The sequence below is a fragment of the Ectopseudomonas oleovorans genome (assembly GCF_003052605.1).
Taxonomy (GTDB): Bacteria; Pseudomonadota; Gammaproteobacteria; order Pseudomonadales; family Pseudomonadaceae; genus Aquipseudomonas; species Aquipseudomonas oleovorans_A.
In genome coordinates, this window is sequence record NZ_QASO01000070.1 from 1 (window position 1) to 12704 (window position 12704).

At 58.6% G+C, this 12704-nt stretch carries 9 protein-coding genes; 1 reads left to right on the top strand and 8 read right to left on the bottom strand.

Going from position 1 to position 12704, the window contains the following annotated elements; translation table 11 throughout:
- The 5 genes from tnpB to DBO86_RS12030 all read right to left on the bottom strand — a co-directional run.
- Positions 1-138: IS66 family insertion sequence element accessory protein TnpB (gene tnpB / locus DBO86_RS27050; RefSeq protein ID WP_341865931.1), on the bottom strand; the 138-nt coding region annotated here is incomplete at its 3' end.
- A 99-nt stretch (positions 139-237) separates the two neighbouring features.
- Complete coding sequence (locus tag DBO86_RS12015) at positions 238-582, bottom strand: FG-GAP repeat protein (RefSeq protein ID WP_242445011.1); 345 nt, start codon at positions 580-582, stop codon at positions 238-240.
- Between the two features lie 126 nt (positions 583-708).
- Positions 709-1569 carry a pirin family protein gene (locus DBO86_RS12020; RefSeq protein ID WP_108233765.1) on the bottom strand — a complete coding sequence of 287 codons (861 nt, stop codon included), beginning with the start codon at positions 1567-1569 and terminating at the stop codon, positions 709-711.
- Positions 1566-1967, bottom strand: a complete 402-nt coding sequence (locus DBO86_RS12025; RefSeq protein ID WP_108233766.1) for an OsmC family protein — start codon at positions 1965-1967, stop codon at positions 1566-1568. Before DBO86_RS12025 ends, DBO86_RS12020 begins: the two co-directional genes overlap by 4 nt.
- Positions 1968-2026: 59 nt before the next feature.
- The gene (locus DBO86_RS12030) at positions 2027-3421 is read right to left on the bottom strand and encodes a methyl-accepting chemotaxis protein (RefSeq protein WP_108233767.1); all 1395 of its coding nucleotides are present in this window, start codon (positions 3419-3421) and stop codon (positions 2027-2029) included.
- 247 nt (positions 3422-3668) lie between these two features.
- Between DBO86_RS12030 and DBO86_RS12035 the strand changes: the two genes are divergently transcribed.
- On the top strand, positions 3669-4679 hold the full coding sequence (locus tag DBO86_RS12035; protein ID WP_104729888.1) for an amidohydrolase family protein: 1011 nt from the start codon (positions 3669-3671) through the stop codon (positions 4677-4679).
- A 70-nt stretch (positions 4680-4749) separates the two neighbouring features.
- Here the strand turns inward: DBO86_RS12035 and DBO86_RS12040 are convergent, their stop codons facing one another.
- The 3 genes from DBO86_RS12040 to fic are packed head-to-tail and all read right to left on the bottom strand — an operon-like array spanning position 4750 to position 12590.
- The gene (locus tag DBO86_RS12040) at positions 4750-8028 is read right to left on the bottom strand and encodes a DEAD/DEAH box helicase family protein (protein ID WP_108233768.1); all 3279 of its coding nucleotides are present in this window, start codon (positions 8026-8028) and stop codon (positions 4750-4752) included.
- A 1-nt stretch (position 8029) separates the two neighbouring features.
- A complete protein-coding gene (locus tag DBO86_RS12045) occupies positions 8030-11449 on the bottom strand; it encodes a site-specific DNA-methyltransferase (RefSeq protein ID WP_244185542.1) in 3420 nt (1139 codons plus the stop codon).
- 19 nt (positions 11450-11468) lie between these two features.
- Complete coding sequence (gene fic / locus DBO86_RS12055; RefSeq protein WP_003460558.1) at positions 11469-12590, bottom strand: protein adenylyltransferase Fic; 1122 nt, start codon at positions 12588-12590, stop codon at positions 11469-11471.
- Between the last annotated feature and the right edge of the window lie 114 nt (positions 12591-12704).

The window sequence follows — 12704 nt, forward strand, 5'->3', positions numbered from 1 at the left end:
CACGAACAGCACCGGGTTGAACACCTCCACCTTGATGTCCAGCTCGACCAGCGCGGCCAGTCCATTGATGGATTTGCGGAAGTCGACGGGCTTTGGGTAGAGATAGACCTTCTGCACTTTGGCGTCGGGACGCATCATGACGGAACTCCACGGGAAAATAGGGAGCCCAGCATCCGGGATACGGAGAGGTCATTTGAAGATGGGGTCTATGGAGCGCATACGTCGCCGCGCGAGCATTCAAGGCGATGAACGATCTGTTCGATGAGGTATTCGCCGAGCAGTGACGCCAGGTTTGCGATGCGTTGAGCGAAAGGCTGCGCCCGATGGGCGCAGCCTGTTTTCATCATTATTGGGCTGCAGCTCCGACAGCCATGCGCAATTGACGCGTTCCATCAGTGCTGGCGGTATCTGCAACTGCTCGAAACGACGCAGGGCCGGACGGTAGAGGTAAACGTGGTGGGCGGAGTTGACCATCCCGGCCGGCACGCGAATCGCCAGATCCGGGTGGTCGTCGAAATCGTAGTCCTCGACGGCGAAGCTCGGCGGTTCTGCGTCGTTGCCTTCGGGAATGCTTAGTTCCACACGGCTGCCGTCGGGTTGCTAATGTGGGCAAAAACAGCAGACCAGCGAGGGGGCGATACGAGGACAAGAGGGCAATCCTTTGCGAGCGACAGGCGCCTTTGCGCGCCTGTCATTGATGGCGCGGTTTCAGCGCGGCAGTTCGATGCGCGTGGATTCGCCTGGTACTTGCGGCCAGTCGCCCGCGGCCCAGCGCTGGCGCGCCTGGTCGATCAGCTCCGGGCTGGTGGCGACGAAGTTCCAGTTGATTCGCCGTGGACCAATGGGTTCGCCGCCGATCAGGGCCAGGTGGCATTCGCCGCAGGCGCTGAGCACGGGCGTTTCGTCTGTCGGGATCACCGCCATGGTATGCCGGGGCAGGGGCTCGCCATCCAGCTCGGCTTCGCCATCGATCAGGTACAGGGCTCGTTCGCTGTGCTCGGTGGGTATCAGCAGGTTGGCACCGGTGGCCAGGCGCAGCTCGGCATACAGGGTCGGTGAGCGAACCGGTACTGGTGATTCGAGGCAGAAACCACTGCCGGCGATCAGGGTGATCTGCACGCCCATGGCTTCGCTGCGGGGTAGCGAAGCGGCGGGGTGATGACTGTAAGCCGGTTCGCACTGTTCCTCGGCTTCTGGCAAAGCCAGCCAGACCTCCAGGCCGTGGGCTCGCTTGTTCTGCCCGAGCTGCTCGGGCGGCGTACGTTCGACGTGGGCGACGGCGCGCCCTGCGGTCATCCAGCTGACATCGCCAGGGCCCACCAGTTGGTCCGAACCCAGGCTGTCCTTGTGCTGCAGCTGGCCTTCGAACAGGTAGGTGAGGGTGGACAGGCCGATATGCGGATGTTGGGCGATATTCATGCCTTTGCCGGCCGGGTAGTCATGCTCCAGCTTATGATCGAAGAACACGAAGGGGCCGATGCTGCGAAAGCGTGCCGAGGGCAGTGGGCGCAGAATGGGCTGGCCTGAGATGCCCTCGGCACGCGGGCGGATCAGTTGCAGCTCGCTCATGCCGGTGTTCCCGCCAGGCGGGTTTCGACCTGGATGTCGGTGCTGGTCATCAGCTTGTGGATCGGACATTTGTCCGCCACGCGCAGCAGTTGCTGGCGCTGTGTCTCGTCCAGTGGTCCCTTGAGCGCCAGGTCGACTATCAGGCGGTAGTTGCCCTGTCGCTCCTCGCTGTCGTCACGCTCGACGTGCACGTCGATGCCTTCCAGCGCAAGGCCGCGTTGGCGCGCATAGAGCAGCAGGGTCATGGCCTTGCAGGTGCCGAGGGCTGCGTCGAACAGATCGTGCGGTTCCGGTCCGGCGCCATCCCCGCCCTGCTCGGGCGAGACGTCGCCGATGAGCTGGTGCGAGCCGATTTCGATCTGCTGCTGCAGGCCCTTGTTGTTGTGAATGCGGATCATGGCGCTTCTCTTGAGGTGTGACGAATCGACAGTGGCCAGCCTAGCCCAGCCTGCACCGATCACACCAGCGCCGAGAGCCTCACGTCCGCTCCCAGCACACGCAGCAGTTGCCCGCGCTCATCGACAATGGGGACTGAAACGGTAAAGCAGAAGTCGTCTGTGGCCGAGGAGCGGTAGACCTGGGTGATATGACTCTCCATTCGCTCGGCCACGGCGCGGAACCAGGGGCGTTGGCTCCAGTCGCGGCCGCGACAGCTGGCATCCTCACCGTGCGCCACATCGGCGGCGAAGACGTTCTCGGAAATCTGCACGCCGCGGCTGTCTACCAGGTAGAACAGCTCGAAACGGCTGTCGCGCGTCAGCGTATCGGCAAGCAGTCGTTCGGCCGCTGTCACATCGCTGGCCAGCTCGTGGCGTTTGGCCAGTTGTTCGACGCTGGCGCGCACGGCTGCGTGAATTTCCAGGCGGAAGTCGCCGAGCCCGGCGAGCAGGCGATCACCGTCTTCGCGCACGGCCTTGCTGTGATGCAGCACCTGACCTGCCTTGCCAAGCAGCTCGCCAGCGACCTGGGCGATGTTTTGCACATCGCCGTTGATCGAGCGCACCGCCTGGCCGATCTGCTCGGTGCCGGCGGCGATCTGGCCGACCTGAGCGTCCAGGCGGTCCATGGCCTGGCGCGTGCTGTCCAGTCCGCCGCTGACGGCGAGAATACCGGCGCGGCCGTCGGCCACCGCCTGGTTCATGTGCTGGCCGGCACTGCCGAGCTGCTGCATGCCTTCGCGGAAACGCTCGATGATGCCACTGACCTGGCCGGTGGCATCGGTGGTATGGCCAGCCAAACGCCGCACTTCCTCGGCGACCACGGCGAAGCCCCGACCATGTTCGCCGGCGCGGGCAGCCTCGATGGCGGCGTTCAGGGCGAGCAGATTGGTCTGCTGGGAGATGCTGGCGATCACGCCGATGACCTTGCTCACTTCATCGAGCTGTCCGGCCAGTTGCTGGATCACCTGAGCCAGTTGCGCCTCGCTGGCATCGATCACTTCAACCTGCCGTAGTACCGCCTGGCCGCTTTGCTGGCATTGGTTGAGGGTGGCGGAAACCTCGGCGGACAAGCGCGCGACTTCGCCGGCACCGGGCACCAGTTCGGCGTCCAGTGTGGTGGTGACCTGCTCGCTGGCGCTGGCGATCAGCTCCGATGACTGTGCCAGCGTCTGCCCGCTTTGTTGGTTGGCAGCGGCGATGCGCGCCAGTTGTGGCGCATGCGCGGCGATGCCGACGGCGGCGCCGAGGCTGGCGCGAATGCGTTGCTGCAGACCTGCGCTGAAGTCGTTAAGGCGTGTCATCCATTGATAGTGTTCCGGGAGGCGAATGGTGAGGTCGTGCTGTTGGAACAAAGCGTCCAATGCGGCCTCGTCCTGGGCCTTGCGGGTTGGCTTGCGCAGCAACTGCAACATGGTGATTCCCCTGTTTGGTCTGCCTGAGTCACTGCAAGCGAGGTGCCATCATTGGCTGACGTACCCATGGCCGTTTCAGGCCGTTAGCCAGCTATTCATGTTCCGGCTTGGTGCGGCCTTTGGTTGCCTGCTTCTTTTGAGGGCGCTGATGCGAATGGCGTGGGGTGATCTCCGAACTTGTCGGGCCGCTCGGCGGTCTATGCTGCTCGTACCGTCAGGAGGACTCGCCTTGCTCACATCTCGAACGATGCCATGGATACTCGCGCTCAGTGCCGCTATCGTCTGCAGCGCCCAGGCCCGCGAATACCGCTACAGCGACGCCCACCTGCACTACGTCGACTTTTTCCAGGAAAGTGCCGGCATGGACGAACTGCTGGAGAAAATGGCGGAAAACAACGTCGATCATGTGATGTTCTCCGGTATTCCGGTGGCCAAGAAATGGGACGAGGACGAGCCCAAGCGTCCGCGTTATTACGCCGGTGATGACGCCAATGCCTATTGGTACAGCGCTACCGACGTGTTCATCGCGGCCGCCTACAAGCGTCTGCCCGCCGAGCAGCGCAAGCGCTTCCATCCCTTTCTGTCCGGCTTCAATCCCAACGACAAGAACGCCGATGCGCACATCCGCCGTATGCTGGAGCTGCACCCCGGCCTGTGGCAGGGCATCGGCGAGGTCTTCACCCGTCACGACGACCTCACCGCGCTGATCCACGGCAGTGCGCCGCGCGCCAACAACGAGGCGTTGGCGCGGGTGTTCCACCTGGCCGCCGAGTATGACCTGCCGGTGATGCTGCATTCGAACATCACCTCCAAGCGCGAGCGTGAACCGCTGTTCCTGGAGGAAATCGAGGCGCCGCTGCGCAACCACCCGCATGTGCGTTTCATCTGGGCGCATGCCGGCACCAGCGCCGAGATTCACCGTCATCAGGAGAAGCTCGACTTCCTCCTGGAGACGGTCGAGCGCATGCTCGGCCAGTACCCGAATCTTTATATCGACCTGTCCTGGACCATGTTGCGCCCCTATCTGTTGGACGCGGACGGCAAGCCTGACCCGAAATGGGTGCATCTGGTCAGCAGTTACCCGGAGCGTTTCATGCTGGGCTCGGATGTGGTCGGCCGTTTCGGCAGCCTGGGCGACTACATGAAGGGCTTCGACCCGTTCCTCGATGCCTTGCCCGAAGACGTGGCGCACAAGGTGGCGCGCGACAACTTCCTCTCCGCGCTGCCGCGCCGGGTGCAGGCTGATCTGCCGAAGTGAAGTCGAACGCGACTACTGTGGTATGTGAGTGATCATGGCAGCGGGTTGAGTAGCCCGCTGCTATGGTGGCTCACTGCAATACGAGGCTCAGCACTTCGTCCATATAGCCCTCTTCGCCAATGAAGAATATGTGCAGATCGCCCAGGTTAGGTGCGCCAAGGCCTTGTTGGCTCCACAGATGCTCGATACGCATGCGGTTCGTACTTGGCGATAGGATGGCCGACTCTAGCCTCACTTCTGGATCATTCAGGCGAGCTTCAAGATCTTTGATGTTTTGCGCGAGCTGAACCTTGTCGCTGCCAGGGCCTTCATGCTCAAGACCGTGCGGGTCGATGAAGCAGATGCGCTGGCTGCCGTCAGGCTTCAGGCACCACAGGATGAAGTCGGGATAGAAATTACCCGCCTCGAAGAAGCCAACGCCTTTGCGAGCCAGGTTGCGTAGCAAGAAGATGCGCTCGCCACGCTCGGCAAGATTCGCCTCGTTGGCTTGCAGCCATTGGCGTAGGTCGTCAACGAACTGGAATTCGGATTTGTTCAGCGCGACAGGCTGGATCTTCACCTTCTCGCTGGAAAGTAGTGGCTCGTAGAGGTGAGCATCCAGCCTTAAACCCTGGATATAGCCGCTGTCACGCCAGCCAACCTGAGCGAGCTCGTCCTTCAGCTTGCGGATGTCGTCGATCAGGTATTGCTCCGTTGCTTCGACGATCAACTGATAGCTGGCGTCGTCGCCTGGCAGGTTTTCATGCTCACGCGTGAGCAGCACCAGCTCCATGCGCGGGTCGAGATATTTGCGCTTCTGGTGATTGAAGCAGCGTTCGAGAGCGCCACAGAGCAATTCCAGTGCAATGGACTGCCAGTGACGCAGATTGGCCATCGAAGGTGTCCACCAATGCGCTGACACCAGGATGCGATACCAGTCCGGGATCTCCAGCAACGAGCGTAATGCCCCGGCTTTGATGATGACGTTATCCAGATGTCGCTGGCGACGGAAACGCTCCAAATCGAACCAAAGCCGATCCCAGTCCAGCATCGACAGCCGTAGGCTGTCGAAGTGGCGTGGCGGGTTGGCCATAGCCTCTGGTGTCTGGCCGGTGACCTCGGTGGCCTGGAGCATCTGCAGACGTGGGAAGCGATCGACCACCAGCGGCATGGCGCCTTTGGTCATGCCTGGGGGGAGGGCATCGATACTGAGATCCACGATGGGGCCATGTTTGCGGAAGTCGTACTGCTCCTGAGTATCCTTGCGGAACTTGGAGCGCAGGATCTTGAGCTTCTGGCCGAAGTCATGGGTGACGTTGAGCTTGATTTCCTCGACATGCGGCGCGTCGTTCGGAGGCAGGCCTTCGCTTTCCAGAAAGTCGCGGAAGGTCGCCATGAAGTCAGCCTGCACGCCGAACACGTTCAGCGTTTCCAGGAAGTGAATATCCTGTGGCGGATTGACCGGCTGATAGCGGCTGGTACGCATCAAGCTGATGTCCTTGCCTTGCAGGCGCACGCCACGGCCGAAAAGCTGAATGATCTGTGCGCCCTCGCTCTGGCCCATACGCATCAAGCCAAGGCTGGACACGCGCCAGCAGTCCCAGCCCTCGATGAACTTCTTCGAGCCAACCAGCATATGAATGGGCGAAGTCGGCTTGTGCACGTCCGCGAATACCGGCTCGCCAAACTCGCTCGGGCGCACCTCGGCCAGGGAGTGTTTGTCTTCCAGCTCGCTCTGCACATGTTTGGCCAGCGCTGCGGCGTCACCCACGTTGATCACGCCAAAGGGTTGTTCGGCCTCGCCCACCTTGAGCAGCAATTCGCCGCTGTCGCCTTTCACCCGCTCGACCACCAGATGACCACCACCGGGGGCGTGGAACAGGCGTTGGCAGATATCGGCATAAAGCTGCGCCGCGCTTTGCTTCAAGCTTTTCAGGTAGGGGAAAGACTGTATGAAGATATCGCGGCCTTGGGCGTCGAGCAGGCCGGTCTGCTGGCTATTGCCGTTGAGCACGGTGTCGATGAGCGTGGTGAAGGCTTCACGATGGGCCAGAAAGCGCGCGAGGAAATCGAGGATCTGCGCGACGTCCGAGGGCGATACGCTTTCCTCGTCGACCTTGCGCCCGCTGACGCTGGCGCCGACGAAGACCCATAGCGGTTTTTCCAGGTTATAGCCGGCGTAACGCTTGCCGGCTTCCGTGTACATGCGTAGTTGCTGGTAGAACGCCAGCAGGGCGGCGGTGAGGTAGGTGTCCTTGTGCGCCTGTTCATCCTTGGGCAGGTTGAAGATGCGGTAGTCCTTGCCGTAACCGTCTGCATAAAAGTAGCGGTAGCTGTAATCGAACAGCACGGCCTTGGCGTAGCTTTCAGCCAGTGCACGGTCATTGGCAGCCTTGACGGCCTGTTTGAAGGTGGCTGAGTACTCGAAGGTAAAGCCCTTTGCTGCCAGCTTGTCGCGCTTGCTCTTCCAGTCGCTGCCGCTCATGCCGCGATGGCCTTCATCCACCAGCAGCAGGTTGGCATCGCCGAAGCTGTCGACAGCCATCTGCTTGACCTTTTGCTCGTCCGCCAGCTTGGTGATTTCGGTCAGCAGTGGCACATCCAGGGCATTTTGCCCGCGCGAGATCAGGTCACTTTCCTGGCGCAGCGGCTCGGGGTAGAAGCCGTTCTCACGCAGCTCACGCTCGTGTTGCTCGGATAAGCGCTCATTCGGCGAGAGCACGATCACCCGGCTGTAATCATCGGTCTGGCCGGTGGCCCGCGCATGGTGGGCAAACTGCAGCAGGTTGACGTGCATCAGCAGCGTTTTACCGCTGCCTGTGGCGTTCTGCAGGCAGAGCTTGTTGAGGTCTTCGACGGCGTAAGCGCCGATGCCGGTTTCGCGCCCCTGCGTGAGGTGGTGCTGGTTGAAGCGCTCAATAAAGGCATTGAGAGCAACACAAAGCCCCTGGCGGTCGTTGAAATAGCGGTCGAGGTAGATTTCGACAAACAGCAGCGTCAGCCACTGGAAGTACTTCCAGGCAATTTCACCTTTGTGCTTGCGCCGCGCATTGATGGTGCGCGTATGGGCCACCAGATTGGCGTCGTAGCGCTCCAGCTCCGCAGGGGTCAATGCGGCATGGGGCGGCAAGTGTGAGAGCAGGGCAGTGAGAAAGTGGTGCTTGCCATTCTTGTCGATGCCCGCCGTGGCACCGCGCAGGGTTTTGGCGATGATCTCTAGCGGGCGAACGTTGTCAGTGTCGTCCTTGTGCGTGACCAGCGGGTCGATGCCAAACAGGCTGATCAGGTACTGGTTGAGCACCAACGCCTCTTGGAAATGGCTGGCCACTAAGGGCGGCTGAGCTTTGCCTTTACGTGGAGCACGAGCCATCTCAGGCGTCCTCCCACATGCGCTGAGCGAAGGTTTGTTCGATCAACTGAACGCGCAGGGCCGCTTCCCCATCGCTGGGCAGCGCATGGTTGCCATTGACGTAAATACGGGCGAACTCGCTCTCCCGTGGGTTGATGCCACGTTTGCCCAACCAGGCCTCCAGCGCCGCCTGGTCGCGACCGGAGTTGCCGGTGAGCTTGCGCCAGATCACCAGCACGCGCTCGCGTGACAATTCATCACCCGGTACACGCAGCACATGGCCCTCCACGGCGCGGAACCAGAACTCGCCGTCTTCACGCTCCTTGATTGAGGTGGCGCGCCAGCGCGTGTCCTGATCCTGCGGCAGCTCGGGATCGGTTTCGCGCACCAGCTCGATGGCATAGCGGCGCGGCTGATCGAGGTGGGCGACATGCAGGCCAATCAGCCAGTTGAAGGTTTCCACCAGGTCGATGGTTTTCTCCACCTGGGCATCGCTGCCTGGCTGTTTGACCTTGAGTGTGTAGGCGGTCGGGTCACTAAATTCGCGAACATTGAGCAGGCTCGGGCTGCCAGTTGTTTCGAACTCCAGCCAGTATTTGAGCAGATAGTCGCGGGCCATCTCACTGGAGTCGGTCGCGCTGACATTCAAACGAGGCGTATCTGGGAGTTGGAGATTGTTTAGTGTGTCTTCGAAAGACTCTAGGCGAATATATTTCAGGCAATGGCTAATGCCTTCCCGAGATACGGGCTTTCCTTCGTTCCAGTCTTTTGAGTAAATTGATTTTTGGAGGCGAGGCTTCAGAACTGAATCAAAGTGGGCGCCCATCTCTATTAAGGTGTATTTCTTATTGCATGCCTGTCGAGAAAGGTTGATCAGCGCATGTCCTGTGCTGCCTGAGCCAGCAAAGAAATCTATAACATGCCTTGGTTCTTTGTTGTCTGCGACCAAGCGAACAAACCTAGAGATAAGTGAGGTGGGTTTTGGATTGTCAAAGACCGATTTGCCAAACATGCTTTTTAGTTCGGCTCCTCCTGCGTCTGTTGTTCCGGTCTCTTGATGTTTCCATATGTCGACAGGCACCATATTTTCAGACGCTTCACTTAAGAAAGATTTTAGCCTGGGGTAGGTATAGTCGCCGGCTTCGCCCCAGTAGAGCCTGTTGTCTTGTACGTGTTGCAGGTGGACTTGTTTGTCGTACTTCCAGGCGTGAGTGGGATGGCTGATTTTTTCTTGCGTGTAAGGATTTACGATTTCGTACGAAAGATTTGGCCTTGCTTCACGAGTTGCTGGGTTTACATATGATGAACTAATCCAGTCGCCCCTGGGGTCTTTGTCGGGATTGCTATAGTTATCTAATGAGCTTTCAGTTCTGCGCTCTTTAAAAGTTTCTACATTGCCATAAACTAACAGCTGGTCTTTAAGGCTATAAAATTTTTTGGCGTTATTGCTCCTTGTATAGCGTTTTTCCCATGCTATGTCAGCTAGAAAGGATTCCTCGCTGAATATTTCGTCGAGAAGTAATTTGAGTCGTGAGGATTCTACAAGGTCGATTGTCGCACCGAAATAGCTGCTTTCGGAAAGTAGCGGTTTGGCCGCCTCTATCCTTGATCTTGCGAATGATAGCCAGGATGAATGGCAGTAGGCATCTTTGTATATGAAACCATCATTGCCAGTGTTATAAGGTGGGTCAATAAAGATGCAGTCAATGTCTTTCTTGAATTTTTCGCTGATCAGATTTAATCCCTGTTGATTATCTGAGTGCAGCAAATTCCCTGTAGTGTTTTCGTCAAGTTTGTCTAGCTTGGAAATAAGCTCATGTTTAAATTGCTCAGGGAAGAGGCTTGTGTCAATAACTAGAAATTGATTTTCTTTCAAGAAGTTAATAGTAAGTGGTGCGCTGTATCCGGTTTGTGCAATGTTGTCTTCTATTTGATCAATGGCAAATAATTTCACCCACTCTTCCCGTTGCTGTTCATTGGCTGCAATCTCGGGATAAAAGCTTTCCGGTATGCGATCTAGGGTGATGCAGTACTGAGTCTCGACAACGAATTTTTTCTTGAGCCAGAGTTTTTTCTGAAAGTCTTCGAGCTGGGCGAGAAAGTCGATAATGCGGCGGGCAATCTTGCGCAGTACACGCAGCTTCTTCAGGTATTCATCCACCCGTGGGGCATCGGCAGCTTCGATATCGTCGAGGCGGATGATCTCGTTCTTGATATAGAAATCCAGCTCACGACGCAGGAATCCACCCAGGTTTTTATGGATGAAGTAATCCATGGTATTGCGTGCAGTGAATTGACTCAGGTATTTCCCTAATAAAGTTCGATTAGGCTGCTTGCCAGTGGGTGCTGGCGAAAGTAAAATGCTGAGTTGCTGAGTTGCTGAGTTGCTGAGTTGCTGAGTTGCTGAGTTGCTGAGTTGCTGAGTTGCTGAGTTGCTGAGTTGCTGAGTTGCTGAGTTGCTGAGTTGCTGAGTTGCTGAGTTGCTGAGTTGCTGAGTTGCTGAGTTGCTGAGTTGCTGAGTTGCTGAGTTGCTGAGTTGCTGAGTTGCTGAGGCCAGCTTGGCGAGTTGATCGCCAATCACCTGTTCGGCTTCAGCCAGGCGTTTTTGTTGCCAGGTGGCCGCCTGGCCGGTTTTTTCATGATCCGGACGGTAGTCGAACTGGATAACGAGTTCCGGCAGGCCTTTATCGTTGGTTTCCAGTTTCAGCGGCTCTGCCGCGTGGATGATAAAGAAACGCTCCTGGCCCTCCTTGACGTTATTGTGCTCACCCTCTGCGGCAGCGGCCAGGCGGAAGTGCACCTTCAGCGGGGTGGCATGCGCGGGTTGGAAGTCGAAGCCGCTTTGCTGGCCTTGTTCCTTGGCCTGTGCCGTGCTGAGGTCGAAGGTGAAGTTGCTCAGCGCTTCGCTCGACTTGATGTAGTACTGGTCTTTGTTGGCCCAGTGCAGCATGACTTCACGGCCGTCATAAGGCACGGCATAGGGCGCAGCGCGGCTATCGTTTTCGGCGACGAAGTAGCGCTTGGACATGAAGTCGCCTTTGTCGTAGTAGCGACTGAAGAAGCGGTACAGGTGCTCGTAGACCTGGGCATCATCCGCCAACACGCCGCCGCCGTCGCGGGCTTGCTGCTGAGCGAGCTCGAACTCCTTGCCAACCTTGGTGCCGCGATACTCGGGTTTCAGTTCACCAGTGGGCAGGAAGGCATCTTCGCCGAGTGTTTCGGCGACCTTGACCCGAGCGGCTTCGAGCGAGTCGTGGGCGTTGCTTTGCGATTGCTCGGCAAAGTGGGCATCGATCTCGCTGCCCAGTTCGGTATCGATAAAGGTCTTTATCTGGGCGCTACGGGCGTGAAGGATGCGGTACAAACCAAAGTCGAGCTCGGGTTGGTTGAGCTGGAACAGTTCGCCCAGCAGGGCGATGAATTGGTCTTTTTGCTTGCTCATGGGTACGTCTCGATAAAGGTCAGGCGTAGGCCTGGAATTCGTTGCTGTCGCGCGTCAGGAGCTGCATCAGCTTGGGATGAATGAAGAGTTTTTCCTTGCCGACCTGCACTTCGCGCAGCACGTCGATGCCGACTAGCTCTTTCAGGTAGCGGGAGGCGGCCTGACGCTGCGCGATCTGCTTGTTGACCAGGTTGCTGATACGGCAGTAGGGCTGTTCGAAAATCACGTCGACCAGCTCACGGGAATAGGTTTTCGGCAGGCGTTCGCGCACGAACTCGGTGGTGTGTTCCGAGAGGCTGCGGATGGCGGCGATCTTGGCGGTGGTCCAGCGGGCGGTTTCTTCCACGGCGCTGAGCATGTACAGCAGCCAAGGTTCCCAGACCTGTTCGCGGGTGACATCCAGCAGCAGGCGGTAGTAATCAGCGCGGTGAGCGATGATGTATCGGCTGAGGTAGAGAATCGGCAGGCTCAGCAGACCTTCCTGAATCAGGTACAGGGTGTTGAGCACGCGCCCGGTGCGGCCGTTGCCATCGGCGAACGGGTGGATCGCTTCGAACTGGTAATGCCCAACGGCCATGCGTACCAGCGGGTCGAGGTCGGTTTCGTTGTGCAGGAAGCGCTCCCAGTTGGCGAGCAGGTCGCGCAGATGGTCTTCACCTTCCGGTGGTGTGTAGATGATCTCGCCGCTGCGGTCGTTGGCCAACTGGGTGCCCGGCACCCGACGAATATCCATGTCCACGCCCTTGAGCGTGCGGCAGATCTCCACTGCCGTAACGGTCGAGAGTGGGCGCTCGCTCAAGGACAGATAGCCCTGGTGCAGGGCTTTGCGATAACGCAGGGCTTCCTTGGTGGCCGGGTCGGCGTGATTGTCGCCATCCTGGGCATGCTGGAAGAGCAAATCCGTGGTAGTGACGATGCTTTCGATTTCCGAGCTGTCCTTGGCTTCCAGTAACGGGATGGTGTTGATCAATACCGTTTGGTTGGGGATCAGCTCGGCTGCCTGCTTCAATTCCGCCAGGGCTGTGCGGGCCTCGATGCAGCGCTTGAGCACTGCACGGGTTTCCAGCTCTGCCGTGGGCGGCAATGGCGGAAGTTGGTTATAAGGCTTGTCAGCCTGCCAGGGCAGGGGGGATGCAGTCATGGATGCAGTCCTAATCCTTAGTATCCATCTAACAGGCCGTTGAAAAACTATCTGCGTTGCCATTGCTGCGTTAAAAACAGGCTCGTGCGCGAGTCCGATCAAAATGCTCATTTA